Genomic DNA, 24,126 nt, shown 5'->3' on the forward strand with positions numbered 1-24,126 from the left:
AAGCACCCCCGCCCCACAAACGGGCCGAGGCGAGACAACAGCACGACCCGCCCCGCGACATCGGGCACCAAGAAGTACCCCGGCCTGACCCTCGGCGCCGGGAAGTGGCAGGGCCGGCGCAGGCCCGCACCACGACTGCCGTAGAAGGAGAGAGCAGATGACCAAGCGCAGCAAGGCGTACCTCGCCGCAGCGGAGAAGATCGAGAAGGACCACCTGTACGCGCCGCTCGAGGCCGTCCGGTTGGCCAAGACCACGTCGGTCGCCACGTTCGACGCGACCGTCGAGGTCGCCTTCCGCCTCGGGGTCGACCCCCGCAAGGCGGACCAGATGGTCCGTGGCACCGTCAACCTGCCGCACGGCACCGGCAAGACCGCTCGGGTCCTGGTCTTCGCCACGGGTGAGCGTGCCGAGCAGGCTCGCGAGGCGGGCGCGGACATCGTCGGTGGTGACGAGCTCATCGAGCGCGTCGCAGCAGGCTTCACGGACTTCGACTCCGCCGTCGCCACGCCGGACCTCATGGGCAAGGTCGGGCGTCTCGGGAAGGTGCTGGGCCCGCGCGGGCTCATGCCGAACCCGAAGACCGGCACGGTGACGATGGACGTCGCGAAGGCCGTGAACGAGATCAAGGGCGGCAAGATCGAGTTCCGCGTCGACAAGCACGCCAACCTCCACTTCATCATCGGGAAGGTCTCCTTCACCGACCTGCAGCTCGTGGAGAACTACGGTGCGGCGCTCGAGGAGGTGCTGCGGCTCAAGCCGTCGGCGTCCAAGGGCCGCTACATCACCAAGGCGACGATCTCGACGACGAACGGCCCCGGCATCCTCGTGGACCAGAACAAGACGCGCCGCCTGACCGAGGAGGAGGACGAGGTCGCCTGACCTCGCCTCTCGGCAGCAGAGCAGCACCAGCAGGGCCCGGCGGTCTCGACCGCCGGGCCCTGCTGCGTCCGTGCCGGCGGCCGGCCGCCGCCCGCGGGCGATCAGGCGCCGCCGTCGAGCTGCTGCAGCGCGAACAGGTACCCCGACCAGAACGCCGCGCGGAGCGCACCCTCGCCCGACCCGGCCGGCGCGGTCGCCGGTTGCGCGAACGGCTGGGTGAAGGGCTGCGTGAACGGTTGCGTGAACGGCTGGGTGAACGGTTGCGTGAACGGCTGGGTGAACGGCTGGGTGAAGGGTTGCGTGAACGGCTGCATCACGGGTTGCGTGAACGGCTGGGTGAACGGTTGCGTGAAGGGCTGAGTGAACGGCTGGGTGAACGGTTGGGTCTCGATCCCGTCGGTGTCGGCACCCTCGCCGTACGCGTCGCCTCCCACCGACTGCGTTGACACCCGCCGGGACGTCGTCGCGCCGGCTGCGCCCGCCGTCGTCGGCTGCGTCCTGACCCGGTCGGCCGCCTCGCTGCCGGCGGTGCCGCGTCCGCTGCCGCCGCCACGGCCGGCGGAGCCCGCACGGCCGGCGGAGTTCGCACGGCCGCCGGCACCCGCCCGAGGTGCGACCAGCACGTCGACGTCGAGCGCGTCGAGCACGGCCCCGATCGGGTTGGCGATGCTGAACTCCCCGTCCTCGTCGCCGGCGCAGAGGAGCCCGACGATCCGCCGCCGGTCGTCCACCACGGCCGAGCCGGAGTCGCCGCCGTCGGAGAACCAGCCCTCGTCGGGGCTCGAGTCGATGCGGACCTGGTTGTGGAGCACGCGCGTGCCCGCAGCCCCGAAGTCGAGCTCGACGGTGAGGTCGACCGACCCCACGACCCCGTGCCGCAGGCCGGTCGTCCGTCCGCGCTTGCGCACCTTCTGCCCGAGCACGGCCGGGCCGGAGCCGGCCACCTCACCGACCTCGTGGATCGCGGGGTAGTACGGCGTCCCCGGATCGAGCAGCACGACGGCGGCGTCGACCTCGTCCGAGAGCTCGGCACGCGCGAGCGTCCCGATCCGGTCCTCCACGGGATCGCCCTCGTCGCCGCGGGAGGGCTGGAGCTGGACGTCCCCGCGCCGCCACCGGGGGTCGGCGGCGGCGACGTGGTAGTTCGTCAGCGCGAGGGCGAGCCCCGACAGCCGGTCGGTCACGATCGCGCCGATGGTGCCCGAGAACGTGTAGTACCCGGTCTTCTCCACCTGCGGGGACGTGCGGTGGACCGGCCGCTCGGGACCCAGGCTGACCCCGCCGACGACGGGCCGGTAGGCCGCACCGTCCACGAGATCCTCGGGCGCGACGAGCTTGACCGCGTCCGCGAGCAGGCGGATGCGCTTCTCGACGACGTCGGTCGGCACGCCGTCGATCTCGACGGGCACCCGCTCGTCGTCGGCGACGTCCTCGAGCGGCCGCTTGCGCTGGACGTACACGACGATCGACTCGACGCCGGTCCGCTCACCGCCGCTGACCTTCTCGCCGATGTCGATCCCGACGACACCGGGGCGGCTGATCAGCTCGTTCTCGACGCGCTGCTTGACGGGGCGGATGCGCGAGCGCTGCTGCCGCTCGTCCGCCGGTCCCTCGGATGTCATGGACGACCTTTCCTGTGCTGACGACCTGCCTGGACCTGCCTGGACCCCTGTCTGGCCCCCTGCCTGGAACTTGCCTGGACCCTGCCTCCGGACGACCCGCAGGACCACGACTCGCGACCGGCAGGCGAACGCCCGCACCGACCGTGCGCAAGGAGCGCCGCGCACGGTCGCTGATACATCTCACGGATCCGGGTATCAGGGCAAGGGTCCCGAGCTCCTTGCCTGCGATGACCCACCACACGCCCCACGCGACGGCCGCCCCGCCTGGGCGCACGCCGTCCGGATCGTCCTTGTCCACGTGTCCTGTTCGTCCTAGCCTGACCGGAGACGCCCTCTCGCCGATCCGGCGCAGGCGGCTCCGGCCCGGGCGGCCCGCATCCGGGCGGTACCCATCCAGGAGGTTCGCCATGAGCGACGACCAGGCCGGCCCTGTCGCGAGCGAGACGGCGCACCGCGACCGGTCGCTCGCCGACCAGGCGGCCGACGCCGTCGTCGCGCTCCGTGACGGCGATCGTGAGCCTCTCGCCGCGCTCGTGGCCGAGCTCACACCGCTGCTCTGGCACACGGTGCGTGCCCAGGGCGTCGCGGCGCACGAGGCGCAGGACGTGGTGCAGGGCGTCTGGATCGCCCTGCTCCGGGAGGCCGGGAGCATCCGCGACCCCATGGCGACGCTCCAGTGGATGCTCGTGACGGCGCGCCGGTCCGCATGGCGCGCCGTGCAGCGCCGACGCTCCGACCTGACGCACACCAGCTCCGACGAGCGCGCGATGGAGCTCGTCGTCACACCGACCGAGGACGCCCCTGACGCGACGGTGCTGCGCGAGGAGCGCGACCGCGTCCTGTGGGACCACGTCCAGACACTGCCCGAACGATGCCGCGCGCTGCTGCGGCTCGTCGCCATGGTCGACCGGCCGGACTACGCGGTGGTCTCCCAGTCGCTCGGCATGCCGGTCGGGAGCATCGGCCCGACCCGCGGCCGCTGCCTGGCGAAGCTCCGCGCGGCCCTGGCCGCCGACCCGGCATGGGGTGCCCGATGACCTACGACGACACGACCGGGTCACTCGCGTCCCTGGACGGCACCGACAGCGCCGTGCTGGGCCGCCTCGCCGAGGTGTGGGCCCGCGTCGATCCCGTGCCCGCCGACCTGGTCGACCGGATCGGGTTCTCCCTGACGCTCGACGCGCTGCACACCGAGGTCGCCGAGCTCCGTCGTGTGGCCTCCGCTCCCGCGGGTGTCCGCGCGGACGAGACGAGCATCGAGGCCGAGACGATCACCTTCACGACGGACGTGCTGACGGTGATGATCACCGTCCACGCGGAGGGCGACGTCGTCCGCCTCGACGGGTGGGTCACTCCCGCGGGCCGGCTGTCCGTCGAGCTCCACCAGGCCGGGACGGTCACCAGCACGGACTCCGACGACGAGGGCCGGTTCGTGCTCGAGGACCTGGTGCGCGGACCGTCGCGGCTCGTGATGCGCCGGGCGGAGGAGCCGGGTGTGCCCGTCGTGACACCCATGGTCGAGCTGTAGGCGGTGCCTCGGGCGGTGCGCAGCAGTCCGGAGTCGAGCGAGCTCGACGCCCTGACGCTCCAGGTGGAGCTGGCCGCCGGCGAGAACGCCGACGGTCGTCCCGCTCCGGCGGCCCGTCGGCTGCGCCCCGCGCTCGTGCGCCTGGACGCGCTGGGTCGCGGTGCCGACGTGGGCCGGGTGCGGGCGCGAGCGGTGCTCGAGCTCGCCAAGAGCGACTTCGAGATGCGCGCGGACGCCTCGGCGCAGCTCGAGCGGCTGGACCACCTCGCGGCCGACGGCGCGGGCTGGCCCGGGCTCGAACCGGCCGTCGCGGGGCTCCGCGGCCTGCTGCACCTGCGGGCGGGCGACGTCGAGTCGTCGTTGCGCGAGCTCGACACCGCGGTGGACCAGATCGACAGCGCGGAGGTCATCGACGCCTGCTGCGCGCTCCTCAACCGCGGCGTGCTCCACCTCGAGCGCGGTGACCTGGCCCGCGCCCGTCGGGACCTGGCCGAGTGCGTGCGTCGCTCCAAGGAGGCGGACCTCGGGCTCCTCGTGTTCAAGGCGTCCCACAACCTCGGGTACCTCGAGTACCTGGCGGGTCGGCTGCCGCTGTCGCTCGCCCGGATGGAGGAGGCGTCGCAGAACGACCCGGGCGGCCCGCGCGCGATCGCGCTGCTGGACCGGGCGCGCGTCCTGGTCGAGGCGGGGCTCGTCGGCGTCGCGGACGCCACGCTCGCCGAGGCGGCCGCGATCTTCGCGGCCGACCGGCTCCCGCACGACCTCGCCGAGGCGGAGCTCGCGCGGGCCGAGTGCGCGCTGCTCCGCGCCGACCACGCGGCCGCCCAGCGGTTCGCCGCAGCGGCTCGGCGCCGGTTCGAGCGCCGAGGTGACGAGGCGTGGGCGGTGCGCGCGACGGTGCTGGAGCTGCAGGTGCAGGCCGCGGCCCTGACCCGGGAGGGTGAGGCCGTGAGCACCTCGGGCAGCAACGGCACGCGTGATCTCTCGGTCCGGCTCGTCCCCGCACCCGACGAGCTCCCGCCCGCCCTCCGCACCGCGTGGCGCCGGCTCGCCACGCGGTGCGCGCAGCTCGAGCTCGCCTGCGCGGACACCGGGCGCACCCAGTGGGCCTACGTCGCGCGCATGCTCCGGACCGAGGCCGAGGTCACGGTGGGCAGCGGCGCCGACGCGCGCTCGCGGCTGGTCGCCCTCGGGGCCGTGCCCGCGGGCGCGCCCCTCGGTGTCCGGCTCCAGGGCCAGCGCCTGCGAGCCGAGCTGGCCCTCCGGGCGGGTGACCGGGCCCGGGCCGCGCGGCACGTGCGCGCGGGGCAGCGCGACCTGGCGGCGCACCGGGCGCGGTTCGGCTCGATCGACCTGCGGACCGCGAGCGCGGTGCACGGGGCCGCGCTCGCGGAGATCGACCTGCGGATGGCGCTCGCGAGCGGGCGGGCCGACGTCGTGCTCGACGCCGCGGAACGCAGCCGCGCGGTCATCCGCGGGGCGCGCCGCGTCAACCCGCCCCCGGACGCGGGCACGGCGGCCCTCCTCGCGGAGCTCCGCCAGCTGCTCGAGCAGTCGCGCGAGCTCGACCGCCGGCCCGCCACCGATCCCCAGCGCGAGCGTGCGCGGCGCGAGGCGCTCCGGCTCAGGCACGCCATCCAGGCACGCTCGTGGCAGGAGGGGGACACCGGCCCGGCCGACGAGCCCGGCCGGGCGCGCGAGCTCGTCGCGATGCTCGGCGCGCACCCCGGCACGACGGTCGTGAGCGTGCTCGAGCACCGCGGCCACCTCGCCGCCGTACGCCTGACCCAGCGAGGAGCCCAGCTGGTGCCCCTCGGGCCGGCCGGCCCGCTGCGCGAGCAGGCACGTCGCGCGCACGCGGACCTCCCGGTCGTCGCGAACCCGCTCGTGCCGGCCGGCCTCCGGGCAGCCGCCGAGGGGTCGCTGCAGCGTGCGCTCGGACGGATCGACGACGCGCTGTGCGACGCGGTGGCCGCACCGGGGGAGCTCGTCGTCGTGGTCGGAGGCTGGCTCGCCGCCGTCCCGTGGTCGATGCTCCGGAGCCGGGTCGGCCGCCCGACCGTCGTGGCGCCGTCGGCCCGGCACTGGCTGACGCACGCGGTCCCACCGGGTCGGCGTCCGGTGGGCGTCCCCGGCCTGGCGGAGCAGCGGCTGAGCGCCGTCGCCGGCCCCGGTCTCCAGCACGCGCGGCTCGAGGTCGAGCAGGTCGCGCTGGGCTGGCCGGACAGCGTCGTGCTGACGGGACCGGCGGCGACCTGCGCGGAGGTCGCCGGTGTGCTGCGGGCTCCCGGCGTCGTGCATCTCGCGGCGCACGGTCGGCACGAGACGGACAACCCGCTGTTCTCCTCGGTACGCATGGCGGACGGCCCGCTGTTCGCGCACGAGCTCGACAACGGCAGCGCCGCCCCCGAGCTCGTGCTGCTCTCGTCCTGCGAGGTGGGGCGCACGTCGGTCCGCCCGGGCGGGGAGGCGCTCGGACTGGCGAGCGTGCTGCTGCGCATCGGTGTCGGCGCGGTCGTGGCCGCGATCGCGCCGCTGTCCGACGACGTCGCGCTCCGGGTCATGACGCGCACCCACGCGCTGCTGCGGGACGGCTGGGACGTGGCGCGCGCCCTCGCGCAGGCCACGCAGGTCGACGCCGGCCGCGGCGCGCCGGCTCCGCTGGTCTGCTTCGGCGCCTCCGTCTGAGCTCCGCCCCACCACCATCCGACCGGTGGGTGGACCGACGAGCGGGGCCCGGTCCGACGAGCGGGGCCCGGCCCGACGGATTTGGCCGCACGGTCTCGGGCGCGTACTCTGGTCGCTGCCCAAGACCGCAGGTCGTCGGCCACCCCTTCCTCCAGGTCGGACGTGGCTGCCCGAAGTCCCGCAGCAGCGGGGGCCGGCGCAGGTGAGAGTTCAGCAGCCCGGACCATGTCCGGGTGCCGAGCCCCGCGCCTGCGCGGGGCTCTTCGTGCTTCTCCCGCTGCTCGTGACCGAGGCGACGACCCGTGGCACCACCATCGGAAGGATTGCCATGGCGAGGCCGGACAAGGCAGCCGCAGTCGCCGAGCTCACGGACCAGTTCCGCGACTCGAACGCGGCCGTGCTGACCGAGTACCGCGGGCTCACCGTCGCCCAGCTCAAGCAGCTGCGGCGCGCGCTCAGCGGCAACGCAACCTACGCCGTGGTGAAGAACACGCTGACCGCCATCGCGGCCAAGGAGGCGGGCGTCGACGGACTCGACGCGCACCTCGCCGGCCCCTCGGCGATCGCCTTCGTGACCGGTGACCCGGTCGAGGCGGCCAAGGGTCTGCGTGACTTCGCCAAGGCGAACCCTGCACTGGTCATCAAGGGCGGTGTCCTCGAGGGACGCACCCTGACCGCTGCGGAGGTCACCAAGCTCGCGGACCTCGAGTCCCGTGAGGTCCTGCTGGCCAAGGCGGCCGGCGTGTTCAAGGCGTCGCTGTTCCAGGCGGCGTACCTCTTCACGGCGCCCACGGCCCAGGCCGTGCGCACCATCGACGCCCTGCGCGAGAAGACGCAGGGCTCGGCGCCTGCAGAAGACGCTGCCTGAGCCGACCGGCTCAAGCGCACCACAACCCGCCCGACGCCAGGCCACCCGCCCGGCTCCGGGAGACGACACGGAAGGAACGCCACCATGGCGAAGCTCACGACCGACGAGCTGATCAACGCTTTCAAGGAGCTCACGCTCATCGAGCTCTCCGACTTCGTGAAGGCCTTCGAGGAGACCTTCGAGGTCACCGCGGCCGCCCCCGTCGCCGCGGCTGCTGCCCCGGCCGCCGGTGGCGGTGCGGCTGAGGCCGCCGCCGAGGAGGAGAAGGACGAGTTCGACGTCGTCCTCGAGGCCGCCGGCGAGAAGAAGATCCAGGTCATCAAGGAGGTGCGCGTGCTCACCAGCCTGGGCCTCAAGGAGGCCAAGGACCTGGTCGACGCCGCCCCCAAGGCCGTGCTCGAGGGTGTCAACAAGGAGGCCGCCGAGAAGGCCAAGGGCCAGCTCGAGGCTGCCGGCGCCACCGTCACCGTCAAGTGACGGTCGAGTGACCGTCGACTGACCGGCGACTGACACCGCGCCCGCACGGGCGCTCGTAGTACCGAGGTCTCCCCCGGAGGCCTGCAGAAGTCGAGGCCCGCACCCTTCTCGGGTGCGGGCCTCGTGCTCGTTGGACAGCCCTCACCGGACCGGCTATGCTAGCGCTTTGCGCTGGCCTGTGCCCGCGACCCCGAATAACCCGACCACTCCTGACGTCCTCGTGCGCGACGTCCGGACGGTCCGAGGCCGGGGGGTCGCGCCCCGCCGGGCCCTGCGCAGCGTGCACTCGATCCGCAGGGAAGGACCCCTCTTGGCTGCCTCGCGCATCCCATCTGCACCGTCCGTCGACGCTATCGCGAACCGCACCGCGTCCCGTCGCGTCTCATTCGCCAAGATCCACGAGCCTCTCGAGGTCCCCGACCTCCTCGGCCTGCAGACCGAGAACTTCGACTGGCTGCTCGGGAACGAGAAGTGGCAGGCGCGCGTCGCCGCCGCTGTCGAGGCCGGGCGCACCGACGTCCCCGAGACGGCCGGGTTGGAGGAGATCTTCGAGGAGATCTCGCCGATCGAGGACTTCGGCGGCTCCATGTCCCTGTCGTTCCGCGAGCACCGCTTCGAGCCGCCGAAGTACACGGCCGAGGAGTGCAAGGAGAAGGACTTCACCTACGCGGCCCCGCTGTTCGTCACCGCGGAGTTCGTGAACTACACCACGGGTGAGATCAAGAGCCAGACCGTGTTCATGGGCGACTTCCCGCTGATGACCGAGCGTGGCACGTTCATCATCAACGGCACCGAGCGCGTCGTCGTCTCCCAGCTCGTCCGCTCACCGGGCGTCTACTTCGAGCGCACGGCCGACAAGACGTCCGACAAGGACATCTTCAGCGCCAAGATCATCCCGAGCCGCGGTGCCTGGCTCGAGTTCGAGATCGACAAGCGCGACGCCGTCGGTGTGCGCGTCGACCGCAAGCGCAAGCAGTCCGTCACGGTCCTCCTCAAGGCGCTCGGCATGACCGAGTCGCAGATCCGCGAGGAGTTCGCCCAGTTCCCCGCCGTGATCGACACCCTCGAGAAGGACCACGTCACGACCGAGGACGAGGCGCTGCTCGACCTCTACCGCAAGATCCGCCCGGGCGAGCCGCCCACGATCGAGGCCGGCCGCGCGCTGCTCGAGAACTTCTACTTCAACCCGAAGCGCTACGACATGGCCAAGGTCGGGCGCTACAAGGTCAACAAGAAGCTCGGCATCGACGCGCCGCTCACCGAGAGCGTGCTCTCGGTCTCGGACGTCGTGGCGACGATCAAGTACCTCGCCGCCCTGCACGCCGACGTCGCGACGCTCCCGGGGCAGCGCAACGGCGAGGCGATCGAGGTCCGGGTCGAGACGGACGACATCGACCACTTCGGCAACCGTCGCATCCGCGCGGTCGGCGAGCTGATCCAGAACCAGGTCCGCACCGGGCTGTCCCGCATGGAGCGAGTCGTGCGCGAGCGCATGACCACGCAGGACGTCGAGGCGATCACCCCGCAGACCCTGATCAACATCCGCCCCGTGGTGGCGTCGATCAAGGAGTTCTTCGGGACGTCGCAGCTGTCCCAGTTCATGGACCAGAACAACCCGCTCGCGGGTCTGACGCACAAGCGGCGCCTGTCCGCGCTCGGCCCGGGAGGTCTCTCCCGCGACCGTGCCGGCATGGAGGTCCGTGACGTCCACCCGTCGCACTACGGCCGCATGTGCCCGATCGAGACCCCTGAGGGCCCGAACATCGGCCTCATCGGCTCGCTCGCGACGTACGGGCGGATCAACCCGTTCGGTTTCGTCGAGACCCCCTACCGCAAGGTCGTGGGCGGCAAGGTCACGGACGACGTGCACTACCTCACCGCCGACGACGAGGACCGCTACGTCATCGCCCAGGCGAACGCGCCGCTCAAGGCGAACGGCGAGTTCGAGGAGGACCGCGTCCTCGTGCGCCGCAAGGGTGGCGAGGTCGAGGTCGTCCCCGGTGACGTCGTCGACTACATGGACGTGTCGCCGCGCCAGATGGTCTCGGTCGCGACCGCGCTCATCCCGTTCCTCGAGCACGACGACGCCAACCGCGCGCTCATGGGCGCCAACATGCAGCGCCAGGCCGTGCCGCTCGTCCGCTCCGAGGCCCCGCTCGTCGGGACCGGCATGGAGCGTCGCGCGGCCGTCGACGCCGGTGACGTGATCGTCGCGACCAAGGCCGGCGTCGTCACCGAGGTCTCGGCCGACCTGATCGTCGTCGCCAACGACGACGCGACCACCACGAGCTACCGCGTCGCCAAGTTCCGCCGCTCCAACCAGGGCACGTCGTACAACCAGCGTGTCGTGGTCGAGGAGGGCGCCCGCGTCGAGGTCGGCTCCGTGCTGGCCGACGGCCCGGCGACCGACGAGGGCGAGCTCGCGCTCGGCCGCAACCTCCTCGTCGCGTTCATGTCGTGGGAGGGCCACAACTACGAGGACGCGATCATCCTCAGCCAGCGCCTCGTGCAGGACGACGTGCTCTCGTCGATCCACATCGAGGAGCACGAGGTCGACGCGCGGGACACCAAGCTCGGCCCGGAGGAGATCACGCGGGACATCCCGAACGTCTCCGAGGAGGTCCTCGCGGACCTCGACGAGCGCGGGATCATCCGCATCGGCGCCGAGGTCGTCGCGGGCGACATCCTCGTCGGCAAGGTCACGCCGAAGGGTGAGACCGAGCTCACGCCCGAGGAGCGCCTGCTCCGTGCGATCTTCGGCGAGAAGGCGCGCGAGGTCCGTGACACGTCTCTCAAGGTGCCGCACGGCGAGTCGGGCACGGTCATCGAGGTCCGCACGTTCAACCGCGAGGACGGCGACGAGCTCCCCGCCGGCGTGAACGAGCTGGTCCGGGTCTACATCGCCCAGCGACGCAAGATCACCGACGGCGACAAGCTCGCCGGCCGGCACGGCAACAAGGGCGTCATCTCCAAGATCCTGCCGGTCGAGGACATGCCCTTCCTGCCCGACGGCACCGCGGTCGACGTGGTCCTCAACCCGCTCGGCGTGCCGGGCCGCATGAACGTCGGCCAGGTCCTCGAGACCCACCTCGGGTGGGTCGCGAAGCAGGGCTGGGACATCAGCCAGGTCGAGGACGCCGCGTGGAAGGCCCACGTGCCGGACATCGCCGCGTCGTCCGCCCCGGGCGTCCCGGTCGCCACCCCGGTGTTCGACGGCGTCCAGGAGGAGGCCCTCACCGGGCTGCTCTCGGCGACGACCCCCAACCGCGACGGGGACCGCATGGTGGACGGATCGGGCAAGGCGCGGCTCTTCGACGGCCGCTCCGGCGAGCCGTTCCCGGAGCCCGTGGCCGTCGGCTACATGTACATCCTCAAGCTGCACCACCTGGTGGACGACAAGATCCACGCCCGCTCGACCGGCCCGTACTCGATGATCACGCAGCAGCCGCTGGGTGGTAAGGCGCAGTTCGGCGGTCAGCGGTTCGGCGAGATGGAGGTGTGGGCCCTCGAGGCGTACGGCGCCGCCTACACGCTCCAGGAGCTCCTCACCATCAAGTCCGACGACGTCCCCGGACGCGTCAAGGTGTACGAGGCGATCGTCAAGGGCGAGAACATCCCCGACTCGGGCATCCCGGAGTCGTTCAAGGTCCTCCTCAAGGAGATGCAGTCGCTCTGCCTGAACGTCGAGGTGCTGTCGTCCGACGGCACGTCGATCGACATGAAGGAGAGCGACGACGAGGTCTACCGCGCGGCGGAAGAGCTCGGCATCGACCTCTCCCGGCGACCCAACGCCAGCAGCATCGAAGAGATCTGACCTCGGCCCCGGCGCCGCAGCCCCTCAGGGGCGGCGCCGGGGACCGTCACGTAGCTCCTTATCACCGTCGGACCCCCGCTGAGGCCGGGTGCCGGCAAGCGAAGGAAGTAGGACCCCTTGCTCGACGTCAACGTCTTCGATGAGCTTCGGATCGGCCTGGCCACGGCCGAGGACATCCGCGCCTGGTCCCACGGCGAGGTCAAGAAGCCCGAGACCATCAACTACCGCACGCTCAAGCCGGAGAAGGACGGGCTCTTCTGCGAGAAGATCTTCGGCCCCACCCGGGACTGGGAGTGCTACTGCGGCAAGTACAAGCGCGTGCGCTTCAAGGGCATCATCTGCGAGCGCTGCGGCGTCGAGGTGACGCGCTCGAAGGTGCGCCGTGAGCGGATGGGCCACATCGAGCTCGCCGCCCCGGTGACCCACATCTGGTTCTTCAAGGGTGTGCCGTCGCGCCTCGGCTACCTGCTCGACCTCGCCCCGAAGGACCTCGAGAAGGTCATCTACTTCGCGGCGTACATGATCACGTCGGTCGACGAGGCCGGCCGCGCCGAGGACCTCCCCAACCTCCAGAACGAGATCGACCTGGAGCGGAAGGAGATCACCGACCGCCGCGACAACGACATCAACACCCGCGCGCAGAAGCTCGAGGCCGACCTGGCCGAGCTCGAGGCCGAGGGCGCCAAGGCCGACGCGCGCCGCAAGGTCCGCGACTCCGCCGAGCGTGAGATGGCCCAGATCCGCAAGCGCGCCGACGCCGAGCTCGACAGGCTCGACACGGTGTGGGACCGGTTCAAGAACCTCAAGGTCGCGGACCTCGAGGGCGACGAGATGCTCTACCGCCAGCTCCAGGACCGGTACGGCAACTACTTCGAGGGCTCGATGGGCGCCGCTGCGATCCAGAAGCGGCTCCAGGCCTTCGACCTGACCGCCGAGGCGGAGTCGCTGCGCGACACGATCAAGAACGGCAAGGGCCAGCGCAAGACGCGCGCGCTCAAGCGGCTCAAGGTCGTCAACGCGTTCCTCACGACGAGCAACACGCCCGAGGGCATGGTTCTCGACGCCGTCCCGGTCATCCCCCCGGACCTGCGCCCGATGGTGCAGCTCGACGGTGGCCGCTTCGCGACGTCGGACCTGAACGACCTGTACCGCCGCGTCATCAACCGCAACAACCGCCTCAAGCGGCTGCTCGACCTCGGTGCGCCGGAGATCATCGTCAACAACGAGAAGCGGATGCTCCAGGAGGCCGTGGACTCGCTGTTCGACAACGGCCGCCGCGGCCGTCCGGTGACGGGTCCGGGCAACCGCCCGCTCAAGTCGATCTCGGACATGCTCAAGGGCAAGCAGGGCCGGTTCCGCCAGAACCTGCTCGGCAAGCGCGTCGACTACTCGGGCCGGTCGGTCATCGTCGTCGGCCCGCAGCTCAAGCTGCACCAGTGCGGGCTGCCGAAGCAGATGGCGCTCGAGCTCTTCAAGCCCTTCGTCATGAAGCGGCTCGTCGACCTCAACCACGCGCAGAACATCAAGTCGGCCAAGCGCATGGTCGAGCGCGCCCGCCCGGTGGTCTGGGACGTCCTCGAAGAGGTCATCACCGAGCACCCCGTGCTGCTCAACCGCGCGCCCACGCTGCACCGCCTCGGCATCCAGGCCTTCGAGCCCCAGCTGGTCGAGGGCAAGGCGATCCACCTGCACCCGCTCGTGTGTGCCGCGTTCAACGCGGACTTCGACGGTGACCAGATGGCCGTCCACCTGCCGCTGAGCGCGGAGGCGCAGGCCGAGGCCCGCATCCTCATGCTCTCGAGCAACAACATCCTCAAGCCGTCGGACGGTCGTCCGGTGACCATGCCCTCGCAGGACATGATCATCGGCCTGTACCACCTGACGAGCGACAAGGAGGGTGCGCTCGGCGAGGGTCGCGTGTTCAGCTCGACCGCCGAGGCGCAGATGGCGTTCGACGCCGGCGAGCTCGACCTCAACGCGACGATCAGGGTCCGGCTCACGGACCTCGTCGCACCGGCCGACCGCGCCGGGCTGCCCGAAGGGTGGAGCGAGGGCGACCCGGTCGTCTTCGACACGACGCTCGGCCGTGCGCTCTTCAACGAGCTGCTGCCGATCGACTACCCCTGGGAGAACGGCGTCGTCGACAAGAAGCGCCTCTCGGTGATCGTCAACGACCTCGCCGAGCGCTACCCCAAGGTCGAGGTCGCCGCGAGCCTCGACGCGCTCAAGGAGGCCGGCTTCCGCTGGGCCACCCGTTCCGGCGTCACCATCTCGATCTCCGACGTCGCGACGCCGACCGAGAAGGCGGCGATCCTCGAGGAGCACGAGGGTCGCGCGGCCAAGGTGCAGGGCCAGTACGACAAGGGTCTGATCACCGACGACGAGCGCCGTCAGGAGCTCATCGAGATCTGGACCCAGGCCACGGACAAGGTCGCCGACGCGATGCGGGAGAACTTCCCGAAGGAGAACACCGTCTTCAAGATGGTCGGATCCGGCGCGCGTGGTAACTGGATGCAGGTCCGTCAGATCGCCGGTATGCGCGGTCTCGTGGCGAACCCGAAGGGCGAGATCATCCCGCGCCCGATCAAGTCCAACTACCGCGAGGGCCTGTCCGTCCTCGAGTACTTCATCGCGACGCACGGTGCCCGCAAGGGTCTGGCGGACACCGCCCTGCGGACCGCCGACTCGGGCTACCTGACCCGTCGCCTGGTGGACGTCTCGCAGGACGTCATCGTCCGCGAGGACGACTGCGGCACCGAGCGCGGGCTCACCATGACGGTGGGCGTGGCGGGCTCGGACGGCACGCTCCGGCGCCACGACAAGGTCGAGACGAGCGTGTACTCGCGCACGCTCGCCACGACGGTCGAGGTGGACGGCACGGTCATCGGCAACCCCGGTGACGACGTCGGCGACGTGCTCATCGACCAGTTGCTCGACGCGGGGGTCACCGAGCTCAAGGTGCGCTCGGTCCTCACCTGCGAGTCACGCGTGGGCACGTGCGCCAAGTGCTACGGCCGCTCGCTCGCGACCGGCAAGCTCGTCGACATCGGCGAGGCCGTCGGCATCATCGCGGCCCAGTCGATCGGTGAGCCCGGCACGCAGCTGACGATGCGGACGTTCCACACCGGTGGCGTGGCCTCGGCCGACGACATCACGCAGGGTCTGCCCCGTATCCAGGAGCTCTTCGAGGCCCGCACCCCCAAGGGTGAGGGACCCATCGCGGAGTTCTCGGGTCGCGTGACGATCGACGAGTCCGACCGGACGCGCCGCATCGTGCTCACGCCCGACGACGGCTCCGAGGAGATCGCCTACCCGATCACCAAGCGGCACCGTCTGCTCGTCTCCGACGGCGAGCACGTGGAGGTCGGCACCCAGCTGGTCCAGGGCGCCGTCGACCCGAAGAAGGTGCTGCGCATCCTCGGCCCGCGTGCCACGCAGAAGCACCTGGTGGACGAGGTCCAGGAGGTCTACCGCTCGCAGGGCGTGGACATCCACGACAAGCACATCGAGGTCATCGTCCGGCAGATGCTGCGCCGGGTGACCGTCCTCGACTCCGGCGACTCGGACCTGCTGCCCGGCGAGCTCGCCGAGCGTGGCCGGTTCGAGGACGCCAACCGTCGTGCGGTCGCCGAGGGCGGCCAGCCGGCATCGGGCCGTCCCGAGCTGATGGGGATCACCAAGGCCTCGCTCGCGACCGACTCGTGGCTCTCGGCGGCCTCCTTCCAGGAGACCACCCGGGTGCTGACCGAGGCGGCCATGAGCGGACGCAGCGACCCGCTGCTCGGCCTCAAGGAGAACGTCATCATCGGCAAGCTCATCCCGGCCGGGACGGGCCTGCCGCGGTACGGCAACGTCGCGGTCGAGCCGACCGAGGAGGCCAAGGCCGAGCTCTACCCGAGCTTCGGCTACGACGAGATCGACTTCCCCGCCCTGGGCCTCGGCTCGGGCGAGGCGATCCCGCTCGAGGACCTCGACTTCGGCGACTTCCGCTGAGCCCGAGCGCCTGATCAGGTCGGTCCCCGGCGCGCCGTGCGCGGCGCGCCGGGGACCGACGTGCATCACACCGCGTCTTTTTGACGCCTCGGGCGCGTGCGAGTAACGTTGTCGACCGTGCCCGCGTCGTCGGGCCCTCGTGTGTGCACTGCGATCTGCGCCTGCTCCGGCAGCGGCAGGCCGGTGCCGGGTGGTGGATCTCCCTCCCTCGTGCGCGAACACCTCACCGTCTCTGGCGTCGGGGGTGGACGCCGCGACCGGATGGCGCGACACGCCCGGGTGCGTGGGCCGGTGCGGGACTCAAGACCTCCGGGTCGGCCCACCGGGTCGGTCCGACCGGGCCGGACAAGGATCCGGCCGACCAGAGATCCACCTCGAACAGACACGGAGACGTAGTGCCTACGATCCAGCAGCTGGTCCGCAAGGGCCGGCAGGCCAAGGCCACCAAGTCGAAGACCCCGGCGCTCAAGGGCAGCCCGCAGCGGCGCGGTGTGTGCACCCGCGTGTACACGACCACCCCGAAGAAGCCGAACTCGGCCCTTCGCAAGGTCGCGCGCGTCAAGCTCTCGAGCCAGATCGAGGTCACGGCCTACATCCCCGGCGTCGGCCACAACCTGCAGGAGCACTCGATCGTGCTCGTCCGCGGTGGTCGTGTGAAGGACCTCCCGGGCGTCCGCTACAAGATCGTCCGCGGTGCGCTCGACACGCAGGGCGTGAAGAACCGCAAGCAGGCGCGCAGCCGCTACGGCGCGAAGAAGGGCGGCAACTGATGCCTCGCAAGGGTCCGGCCCCGAAGCGGCCGCTCGTCATCGACCCGGTCTACGGATCGCCGGTCGTCACGCAGCTCATCAACAAGGTCCTCCTGGACGGCAAGAAGTCCGTCGCCGAGGCCATCGTCTACGGCGCCCTCGAGGGCGTGCGCGAGAAGACCAGCGGTGACCCCGTCGTCGTCCTCAAGCGCGCGCTCGAGAACGTGCGCCCGGCGCTCGAGGTCAAGTCCCGCCGCGTCGGCGGCGCGACCTACCAGGTGCCGGTCGAGGTCCGTCCCGTGCGGTCGACCACGCTCGCCCTGCGCTGGCTCACCGACTTCTCGCGCGCCCGTCGCGAGAAGACGATGACCGAGCGGCTCATGAACGAGATCCTCGACGCGAGCAACGGCCTGGGCGCCGCGGTCAAGCGTCGCGAGGACATGCACAAGATGGCAGAGTCCAACAAGGCGTTCGCGCACTACCGCTGGTGACCCCGGCCGCGCCGCCGGGGGCACCCGGCGGCGCCATCCCCATGCTTTGAGAAGGGCGACAACGTGGCACTCGACGTGCTGACGGACCTCACCAAGGTCCGCAACATCGGCATCATGGCCCACATCGATGCCGGCAAGACCACGACCACCGAGCGGATCCTGTTCTACACCGGGGTCAACTACAAGATCGGTGAGACGCACGACGGCGCGTCGACGATGGACTGGATGGAGCAGGAGCAGGAGCGCGGCATCACGATCACGTCCGCCGCGACGACCTGCTACTGGCACGACAACCAGATCAACATCATCGACACGCCGGGCCACGTCGACTTCACGGTCGAGGTCGAGCGCTCGCTCCGCGTGCTCGACGGCGCGGTCGCCGTCTTCGACGGCAAGGAGGGTGTCGAGCCCCAGTCCGAGACGGTGTGGCGCCAGGCGGACAAGTACGAGGTCCCGCGCATCTGCTTCGTCAACAAGATGGACAAGCTCGGCGCCGACTTCTACTTCACGGTCAAGACGATCGTCGACCGCCTCAAGGCCAAGCCGCTGCCGATCCAGCTCCCGATCGGTGCCGAGAGCGACTTCATCGGCGTCGTCGACCTGGTCGAGGAGCGCGCGCTCGTGTGGCACGGCGAGACGGCTCTCGGCGAGGCGTACTCGGTCGAGGAGATCCCGGCCGACATGGTCGAGAAGGCCGCCGAGTACCGCGCCGCGATCATCGAGGCGGTCGCCGAGACCGACGAGGAGCTGCTCGAGAAGTACCTCGGCGGCGAGGAGCTGACGGTCGCCGAGATCAAGGCCGGCATCCGCAAGCTCGTCATCGCGGGCGAGGCGTACCCGATCCTGTGCGGCTCCGCGTTCAAGAACAAGGGCGTGCAGCCCATGCTCGACGCGGTCATCGACTACCTGCCGTCGCCGCTCGACGTTCCCCCGATGGAGGGTCACGCCGTGGGCGACGAGGAGACGATCCTCACGCGTGAGCCGAGCGCCAAGGAGCCGTTCTCGGCGCTCGCGTTCAAGGTCGCCGCGCACCCGTTCTTCGGCAAGCTGACCTACGTCCGGGTGTACTCGGGACAGGTCGCCTCGGGCGCCCAGGTCTACAACGCGACCAAGGACAAGAAGGAGCGCATCGGGAAGCTCTTCCAGATGCACGCCAACAAGGAGAACCCGGTCGAGAGCGCGACGGCCGGCCACATCTACGCCTTCATCGGGCTCAAGGACGTCACCACGGGTGACACCCTGTGCGACCCGGCGAACAAGATCGTCCTCGAGTCGATGACGTTCCCGGAGCCGGTCATCTCGGTCGCCATCGAGCCCAAGACGAAGGGCGACCAGGAGAAGCTCTCGGTCGCGATCCAGAAGCTCGCCGAGGAGGACCCGACGTTCCGGGTCAACCTCGACGAGGACACGGGTCAGACGATCATCGCCGGCATGGGCGAGCTGCACCTCGACATCCTCGTGGACCGCATGCGCCGCGAGTTCAAGGTCGAGGCGAACGTCGGCAAGCCGCAGGTCGCGTACCGCGAGACGATCCGCCGTACCGTCGAGAAGCTCGACTACACGCACAAGAAGCAGACCGGTGGCTCGGGCCAGTACGCGAAGGTCCAGATGACCTTCGCGCCCCTGGACCCGGCCGAGGGCGAGCTGTACGAGTTCGAGAACAAGGTCACCGGTGGCCGCGTCCCGCGCGAGTACATCCCGTCCGTCGACGCCGGCATCCAGAGCGCGATGCAGCTGGGCGTGCTCGCGGGCTACCCGCTCGTCGGCATCAAGGCGACCCTGCTCGACGGCGCCGCGCACGACGTCGACTCCTCGGAGATGGCGTTCAAGATCGCGGGCTCCATGATCCTCAAGGAGGCCGTCCGCAAGGCCGACCCGGTGCTCCTCGAGCCCGTCATGGCCGTCGAGGTCCGGACGCCCGAGGAGTACATGGGCGAGGTCATCGGCGACCTGAACTCGCGTCGCGGGATGATCCAGTCCATGGAGGACGCCACCGGCGTGAAGGTCGTCTCGGCTCAGGTCCCCCTGAGCGAGATGTTCGGCTACGTCGGCGACCTGCGGTCGAAGACCCAGGGGCGCGCGGTGTACTCGATGCAGTTCGACAGCTACTCGGAGGTTCCGCGGAACGTCGCCGAGGAGATCATCAAGAAGACCCGGGGCGAGTAGGTCCCACTGGTCGAGACCAGCAGTTCCACAACAACCGACCGGTAGGACCGAACGCCCGGCAGGTGTCACCATGACTCCTGCATCGTTCGGCAGATCACTACCTTGAGTCCGAGGAGGACACAGTGGGCAAGGCCAAGTTCGAGCGGAGCAAGCCGCACGTCAACATCGGGACCATCGGTCACGTCGACCACGGCAAGACGACGCTGACGGCAGCGATCTCGAAGGTGCTGCACGACAAGTTCCCCGACCTGAACCCCTTCACGCCGTTCGACCAGATCGACAAGGCGCCCGAAGAGAAGCAGCGCGGCATCACGATCAACATCTCGCACGTCGAGTACCAGACGGAGAAGCGTCACTACGCCCACGTCGACGCGCCCGGCCACGCGGACTACATCAAGAACATGATCACGGGTGCGGCGCAGATGGACGGCGCCATCCTCGTGGTCGCGGCGACCGACGGCCCGATGGCCCAGACGCGTGAGCACGTCCTGCTCGCCCGCCAGGTCGGCGTTCCGTACCTGCTCGTCGCGCTCAACAAGTCGGACATGGTCGACGACGAGGAGATCCTCGAGCTCGTCGAGGTCGAGGTCCGCGAGCTGCTCAGCGCCCAGGGCTTCGACGGCGACAACGTCCCCGTGGTCCAGGTCTCGGGCCTCAAGGCGCTCGAGGGTGACCCGAAGTGGGTCCAGTCCGTCTCCGACCTCATGGACGCCGTCGACGAGAGCGTCCCGGACCCGGTCCGTGACATCGACAAGCCGTTCCTCATGCCCATCGAGGACGTCTTCACGATCACCGGTCGTGGCACGGTCGTCACCGGCCGCGTGGAGCGCGGCAAGCTCAAGGTGAACGAGGAGGTGGAGATCGTCGGCATCAAGGAGAAGGCGATCAAGACCACCGTCACCGGCGTCGAGATGTTCCGCAAGCTGCTCGACTACGCCGAGGCGGGCGAGAACGTCGGTCTGCTCCTGCGTGGCACGAAGCGCGAGGAGGTCGAGCGCGGCCAGGTCGTCGTGAAGCCCGGCTCGATCACGCCGCACACGGACTTCGAGGCGCAGGTCTACATCCTCGCCAAGGACGAGGGCGGGCGTCACAACCCGTTCTACGCGAACTACCGTCCGCAGTTCTACTTCCGCACCACCGACGTCACCGGCGTCATCACGCTGCCCGAGGGCACCGAGATGGTCATGCCGGGCGACAACACCGAGATGACGGTCGCGCTGATCCAGCCGATCGCCATGGAGGAGGGCCTCGGCTTCGCCATCCGTGAGGGTGGTCGCACCGTCGGCTCCGGCAAGGTCACCAAGATCATCAAGTGATCGCGCGGCAGGGCCCGGGCACTGCGCCCGGGCCCTGCCCATGTCCGCCCGAGGGCCGATCCGGATCGCTGACGGCCCGGATTGGTCATGGCGGTCGGAATCTGGCACACTAGCCAGGTTGCCCGGCGAGAGTAGATGGCGCGCGCGAGCGTGTCGTCAGCTGCCGAGGCGCACAGACGTTGAGGGCTCAGCGGACCCCGGGGTCACCCGGTGGCCGAGTCCAGACAGCATCCAACGACCTCGCACCGCGAACAGGTGTGCAGCCCGAAGGTGTGTCCGCGAAACGCGACACGCCCGAGTGCGGGGGTCGGACAGCCAGCGGTTCGAGAGAGAGAGTCAGACGACGCCATGGCGGGACAGAAGATCCGCATCCGGCTCAAGTCCTACGACCACGAGGTCATCGACAGCTCGGCGCGCAAGATCGTCGACACGGTGACGCGCGCTGGTGCGACGGTCGTGGGCCCGGTGCCGCTCCCGACGGAGAAGAACGTCTTCGTCGTCATCCGGTCGCCCCACAAGTACAAGGACAGCCGCGAGCACTTCGAGATGCGCACGCACAAGCGGCTCATCGACATCATCGATCCCACGCCGAAGGCGGTCGACTCGCTCATGCGCCTCGACCTGCCGGCCGACGTGAACATCGAGATCAAGCTCTGAAGCTGGGAAGGAACTGATCACGATGACCACCCAGCAGAACGCGCGCGCCGTCACGGCCGTGCTCGGCACCAAGCTCGGCATGACGCAGGTGTGGGACGCCAACGGGCGTCTCGTCCCCGTCACCGTCGTGCAGGTCGGCACGAACGTCGTCACGCAGGTGCGCACCGCTGACGCGGACGGCTACGCCGCGGTCCAGCTGGCCTACGGCCAGATCGACCCGCGCAAGGTGAGCCAGCCGCTCAAGGGCCACTTCGAGAAGGCTGGGGTCACCCCCCGCCGGCACGTCGCCGAGGTCCGGACGTCCGACGCGGCCGAGTTCGCGCTCGGCCAGGAGATCACCGCGGAGGCCTTCGAGGTCGGCGCGACGGTCGACGTCACGGGCACGACCAAGGGCAAGGGCACTGCCGGCGTCATGAAGCGTCACGGCTTCGCCGGCGTCGGCGCGTCCCACGGTTCGCACCGCAACCACCGCAAGCCGGGCTCGATCGGTGGGGCCTCGACCCCGTCGCGCGTGTTCAAGGGCCTGCGCATGGCGGGACGGATGGGATTCGACCGCCAGACCACCCAGAACCTGACCGTGCACGCGGTCGACGCCGAGAAGGGTCTGCTGCTCGTCAAGGGCGCAGTGCCCGGCCCCAAGGGCGGCGTCGTCCTGGTGCGCTCCGCCGCGAAGGGAGCATGACACCGTGGCTGACACCGCACTGACCGTCGACGTCATCGACGCGTCCGGCAAGAAGGCCGGCAGCGCCGACCTCCCCGCCGAGGTGTTCGACGTCCAGACGAACATCCCGCTCATCCACCAGGTCGTCGTGGCGCAGCTCGCCGCGGCGCGCCAGGGCACCCACGACACGAAGAGCCGTGGCGAGGTCCGTGGTGGCGGCCGCAAGCCGTACAAGCAGAAGGGCACCGGCCGCGCCCGTCAGGGCTCGACGCGCGCCCCGCAGTTCGCCGGCGGCGGGGTCGTCCACGGCCCGACGCCGCGCGACTACTCCCAGCGGACCCCGAAGAAGATGAAGTCCGCGGCGCTCCGCGGTGCTCTCTCGGACCGCGCCCGCGCCGGTCGCGTGCACGTCGTCACCGGGTTCGCCCCGGGCGAGGCGCCCTCGACCAAGACGGCCCTCGAGGTGCTCTCGCGGCTCTCCGGCCGCAAGCACGTCCTCGTGGTCGTCGAGCGTCAGGACGAGATCACCTGGAAGTCGCTCCGCAACGTCGAGCGGGTCCACCTCCTGGTCGCCGACCAGCTGAACACCTACGACGTCCTCGTCTCGGACGACGTCGTCTTCACGCAGGGCGCGCTCGACGCGTTCCTGGCGGGCCCGGCCACCGGCCGCTCGGCGACGGCGGTCGCCACGTCGAGCGAGGCGACCGAGGTCGACATCGAGGAGGACGCCAAGTGACCACCGTGGCCAAGGACCCCCGCGACATCCTGATCGCGCCGGTCGTCTCGGAGAAGAGTTACGGGCTGCTCGACGAGGGGAAGTACACCTTCGTCGTGGACCCGCGCGCCAACAAGACGGAGATCAAGGTCGCCATCGAGCAGATCTTCTCCGTCAAGGTCGCCAGCGTGAACACGATCAACCGCAAGGGCAAGACGCGGCGGACGAAGTTCGGCATGGGCAAGCGCAAGGACACCAAGCGTGCCATCGTCACCCTCCGCGAGGGCTCGATCGACATCTTCGGCGGACCGGTCGGCTGAGCCGGTCGAGAGCAGATTGAGGACATACCCCCATGGGAATCCGTAAGTACAAGCCGACCACCCCGGGCCGTCGCGGCTCGAGCGTGGCCGACTTCGTCGAGATCACGCGCTCCACGCCGGAGAAGTCGCTGGTCCGCCCGCTGCACAAGACGGGTGGCCGCAACTCGACCGGGCGTGTGACGACCCGCCACCAGGGTGGCGGGCACAAGCGCGCCTACCGCGTGATCGACTTCCGTCGTCACGACAAGGACGGCGTGCCGGCCAAGGTCGCTCACATCGAGTACGACCCGAACCGCACGGCCCGCATCGCGCTCCTGCACTATGCGGACGGCACGAAGCGCTACATCATCGCGCCGAACAAGCTCAGGCAGGGCGACGTCATCGAGAACGGTGCCGGTGCGGACATCAAGCCCGGCAACAACCTGCCGCTGCGCAACATCCCGACCGGTACGGTCCTGCACGCCATCGAGCTCAAGCCCGGTGGCGGCGCGAAGATCGCCCGCTCGGCAGGTGCGTCGGTGCAGCTCGTCGCCAAGGACGGCCCGTACGCGCAGCTGCGCATGCCGTCCGGCGAGATCCGCAACGTCGACCTGCGCTGCCGCGCGACGGTCGGCGAGGTGGGCAACGCCGAGCAGTCCAACATCAACTGGGGCAAGGCCGGCCGCATGCGGTGGAAGGGCAAGCGCCCCTCCGTCCGCGGTGTCGCCATGAACCCGGTCGACCACCCGCACGGTGGTGGCGAGGGCAAGACCTCCGGAGGCCGTCACCCGGTCAGTCCGTGGGGTCAGCCCGAGGGCCGCACCCGTCGTCCGAACAAGCCGAGCGACAAGCTCATCGTGCGCCGTCGGCGCACCGGCAAGAAGCGCTGATAGGGAGCCGACAGATGCCACGCAGCCTGAAGAAGGGCCCGTTCGTCGACGGACACCTGCAGAAGAAGGTCGACGTCCAGAACGAGAAGGGGACCAAGGCGGTCATCAAGACCTGGTCCCGCCGCTCGATGATCACGCCGGACTTCCTCGGCCACACGTTCGCGGTGCACGACGGCCGCAAGCACACCCCCGTCTTCGTCACCGAGTCGATGGTCGGGCACAAGCTGGGCGAGTTCGCCCCCACGCGGACGTTCCGCGGCCACGAGAAGGACGACCGGAAGGGTCGTCGCCGCTGACCCGCGAGGGATCAGC

19 protein-coding genes are annotated in these 24,126 nt (G+C 70.3%); 18 read left to right on the forward strand and 1 reads right to left on the reverse strand.

What is annotated here, in order from left to right; translation table 11 throughout:
- The first annotated feature begins 157 nt into the window (after window positions 1-157).
- Window positions 158-880 (forward strand): 50S ribosomal protein L1, encoded by a 723-nt coding sequence (gene rplA, locus HIR71_RS01250; RefSeq protein WP_169322770.1) that lies wholly within the window; start codon window positions 158-160, stop codon window positions 878-880.
- A 101-nt stretch (window positions 881-981) separates the two neighbouring features.
- On the opposite strand, the gene HIR71_RS01255 is transcribed toward rplA, so the two are convergent.
- Window positions 982-2,502, reverse strand: a complete 1,521-nt coding sequence (locus HIR71_RS01255; RefSeq protein ID WP_169322771.1) for a chymotrypsin family serine protease — start codon at window positions 2,500-2,502, stop codon at window positions 982-984.
- A 407-nt stretch (window positions 2,503-2,909) separates the two neighbouring features.
- On the opposite strand from HIR71_RS01255, the gene HIR71_RS01260 reads away from it, so the two are divergent.
- From HIR71_RS01260 to rpsS, 17 genes are all read left to right on the forward strand, one after another.
- Complete coding sequence (locus HIR71_RS01260) at window positions 2,910-3,539, forward strand: RNA polymerase sigma factor (RefSeq protein ID WP_169322772.1); 630 nt, start codon at window positions 2,910-2,912, stop codon at window positions 3,537-3,539.
- Complete coding sequence (locus HIR71_RS01265) at window positions 3,536-4,030, forward strand: carboxypeptidase regulatory-like domain-containing protein (RefSeq protein WP_169322773.1); 495 nt, start codon at window positions 3,536-3,538, stop codon at window positions 4,028-4,030. Before HIR71_RS01260 ends, HIR71_RS01265 begins: the two co-directional genes overlap by 4 nt.
- Before the next feature lie 15 nt (window positions 4,031-4,045).
- The gene (locus tag HIR71_RS17310) at window positions 4,046-6,718 is read left to right on the forward strand and encodes a CHAT domain-containing protein (protein ID WP_169322774.1); all 2,673 of its coding nucleotides are present in this window, start codon (window positions 4,046-4,048) and stop codon (window positions 6,716-6,718) included.
- 328 nt (window positions 6,719-7,046) lie between these two features.
- Window positions 7,047-7,586 (forward strand): 50S ribosomal protein L10, encoded by a 540-nt coding sequence (gene rplJ / locus HIR71_RS01275; protein WP_169322775.1) that lies wholly within the window; start codon window positions 7,047-7,049, stop codon window positions 7,584-7,586.
- A gap of 84 nt (window positions 7,587-7,670) precedes the next feature.
- Window positions 7,671-8,063, forward strand: coding sequence for a 50S ribosomal protein L7/L12 (gene rplL, locus HIR71_RS01280; RefSeq protein WP_169322776.1), 393 nt, complete (start codon window positions 7,671-7,673; stop codon window positions 8,061-8,063).
- A gap of 310 nt (window positions 8,064-8,373) precedes the next feature.
- Complete coding sequence (gene rpoB, locus HIR71_RS01285) at window positions 8,374-11,877, forward strand: DNA-directed RNA polymerase subunit beta (RefSeq protein ID WP_169322777.1); 3,504 nt, start codon at window positions 8,374-8,376, stop codon at window positions 11,875-11,877.
- A 117-nt stretch (window positions 11,878-11,994) separates the two neighbouring features.
- On the forward strand, window positions 11,995-15,870 hold the full coding sequence (locus HIR71_RS01290; protein WP_169322778.1) for a DNA-directed RNA polymerase subunit beta': 3,876 nt from the start codon (window positions 11,995-11,997) through the stop codon (window positions 15,868-15,870).
- A 395-nt stretch (window positions 15,871-16,265) separates the two neighbouring features.
- Window positions 16,266-16,640, forward strand: a complete 375-nt coding sequence (gene rpsL, locus HIR71_RS01295; RefSeq protein ID WP_169322779.1) for a 30S ribosomal protein S12 — start codon at window positions 16,266-16,268, stop codon at window positions 16,638-16,640.
- Window positions 16,640-17,110 carry a 30S ribosomal protein S7 gene (rpsG, locus tag HIR71_RS01300; RefSeq protein WP_169322780.1) on the forward strand — a complete coding sequence of 157 codons (471 nt, stop codon included), beginning with the start codon at window positions 16,640-16,642 and terminating at the stop codon, window positions 17,108-17,110. Before rpsL ends, rpsG begins: the two co-directional genes overlap by 1 nt.
- 63 nt (window positions 17,111-17,173) lie before the next feature.
- Window positions 17,174-19,276, forward strand: coding sequence for an elongation factor G (gene fusA, locus HIR71_RS01305; protein WP_169322781.1), 2,103 nt, complete (start codon window positions 17,174-17,176; stop codon window positions 19,274-19,276).
- 122 nt (window positions 19,277-19,398) lie between these two features.
- The gene (gene tuf / locus HIR71_RS01310) at window positions 19,399-20,592 is read left to right on the forward strand and encodes an elongation factor Tu (RefSeq protein ID WP_169322782.1); all 1,194 of its coding nucleotides are present in this window, start codon (window positions 19,399-19,401) and stop codon (window positions 20,590-20,592) included.
- A 348-nt stretch (window positions 20,593-20,940) separates the two neighbouring features.
- Window positions 20,941-21,249, forward strand: a complete 309-nt coding sequence (gene rpsJ / locus HIR71_RS01315; RefSeq protein ID WP_019146773.1) for a 30S ribosomal protein S10 — start codon at window positions 20,941-20,943, stop codon at window positions 21,247-21,249.
- A gap of 22 nt (window positions 21,250-21,271) precedes the next feature.
- Window positions 21,272-21,931 (forward strand): 50S ribosomal protein L3, encoded by a 660-nt coding sequence (gene rplC, locus HIR71_RS01320; protein WP_169322783.1) that lies wholly within the window; start codon window positions 21,272-21,274, stop codon window positions 21,929-21,931.
- Window positions 21,932-21,935: 4 nt separating this feature from the next.
- Window positions 21,936-22,646 carry a 50S ribosomal protein L4 gene (gene rplD / locus HIR71_RS01325; RefSeq protein WP_169322784.1) on the forward strand — a complete coding sequence of 237 codons (711 nt, stop codon included), beginning with the start codon at window positions 21,936-21,938 and terminating at the stop codon, window positions 22,644-22,646.
- The gene (rplW, locus tag HIR71_RS01330; protein WP_169322785.1) at window positions 22,643-22,945 is read left to right on the forward strand and encodes a 50S ribosomal protein L23; all 303 of its coding nucleotides are present in this window, start codon (window positions 22,643-22,645) and stop codon (window positions 22,943-22,945) included. Before rplD ends, rplW begins: the two co-directional genes overlap by 4 nt.
- A 32-nt stretch (window positions 22,946-22,977) precedes the next feature.
- Window positions 22,978-23,814, forward strand: coding sequence for a 50S ribosomal protein L2 (gene rplB / locus HIR71_RS01335; RefSeq protein WP_169322786.1), 837 nt, complete (start codon window positions 22,978-22,980; stop codon window positions 23,812-23,814).
- Window positions 23,815-23,828: 14 nt separating this feature from the next.
- The gene (rpsS, locus tag HIR71_RS01340) at window positions 23,829-24,110 is read left to right on the forward strand and encodes a 30S ribosomal protein S19 (protein ID WP_034625887.1); all 282 of its coding nucleotides are present in this window, start codon (window positions 23,829-23,831) and stop codon (window positions 24,108-24,110) included.
- The last annotated feature ends 16 nt before the right edge of the window (window positions 24,111-24,126 follow it).

The organism is Cellulomonas fimi (genome assembly GCF_012952065.1).
In the GTDB taxonomy this organism is placed as follows: domain Bacteria; phylum Actinomycetota; class Actinomycetes; order Actinomycetales; family Cellulomonadaceae; genus Pengzhenrongella; species Pengzhenrongella fimi_A.

Coding starts and splice junctions, on each gene's coding strand:
- rplA (WP_169322770.1), top strand. CDS start 158: ATGACCAAGCGCAGCAAGGCGTACCTCGCCGCAGCGGAGAAGATCGAG.
- HIR71_RS01255 (WP_169322771.1), bottom strand. CDS start 2,502: ATGACATCCGAGGGACCGGCGGACGAGCGGCAGCAGCGCTCGCGCATC.
- HIR71_RS01260 (WP_169322772.1), top strand. CDS start 2,910: ATGAGCGACGACCAGGCCGGCCCTGTCGCGAGCGAGACGGCGCACCGC.
- HIR71_RS01265 (WP_169322773.1), top strand. CDS start 3,536: ATGACCTACGACGACACGACCGGGTCACTCGCGTCCCTGGACGGCACC.
- rplJ (WP_169322775.1), top strand. CDS start 7,047: ATGGCGAGGCCGGACAAGGCAGCCGCAGTCGCCGAGCTCACGGACCAG.
- rplL (WP_169322776.1), top strand. CDS start 7,671: ATGGCGAAGCTCACGACCGACGAGCTGATCAACGCTTTCAAGGAGCTC.
- rpsG (WP_169322780.1), top strand. CDS start 16,640: ATGCCTCGCAAGGGTCCGGCCCCGAAGCGGCCGCTCGTCATCGACCCG.
- rpsJ (WP_019146773.1), top strand. CDS start 20,941: ATGGCGGGACAGAAGATCCGCATCCGGCTCAAGTCCTACGACCACGAG.
- rplC (WP_169322783.1), top strand. CDS start 21,272: ATGACCACCCAGCAGAACGCGCGCGCCGTCACGGCCGTGCTCGGCACC.
- rplB (WP_169322786.1), top strand. CDS start 22,978: ATGGGAATCCGTAAGTACAAGCCGACCACCCCGGGCCGTCGCGGCTCG.
- rpsS (WP_034625887.1), top strand. CDS start 23,829: ATGCCACGCAGCCTGAAGAAGGGCCCGTTCGTCGACGGACACCTGCAG.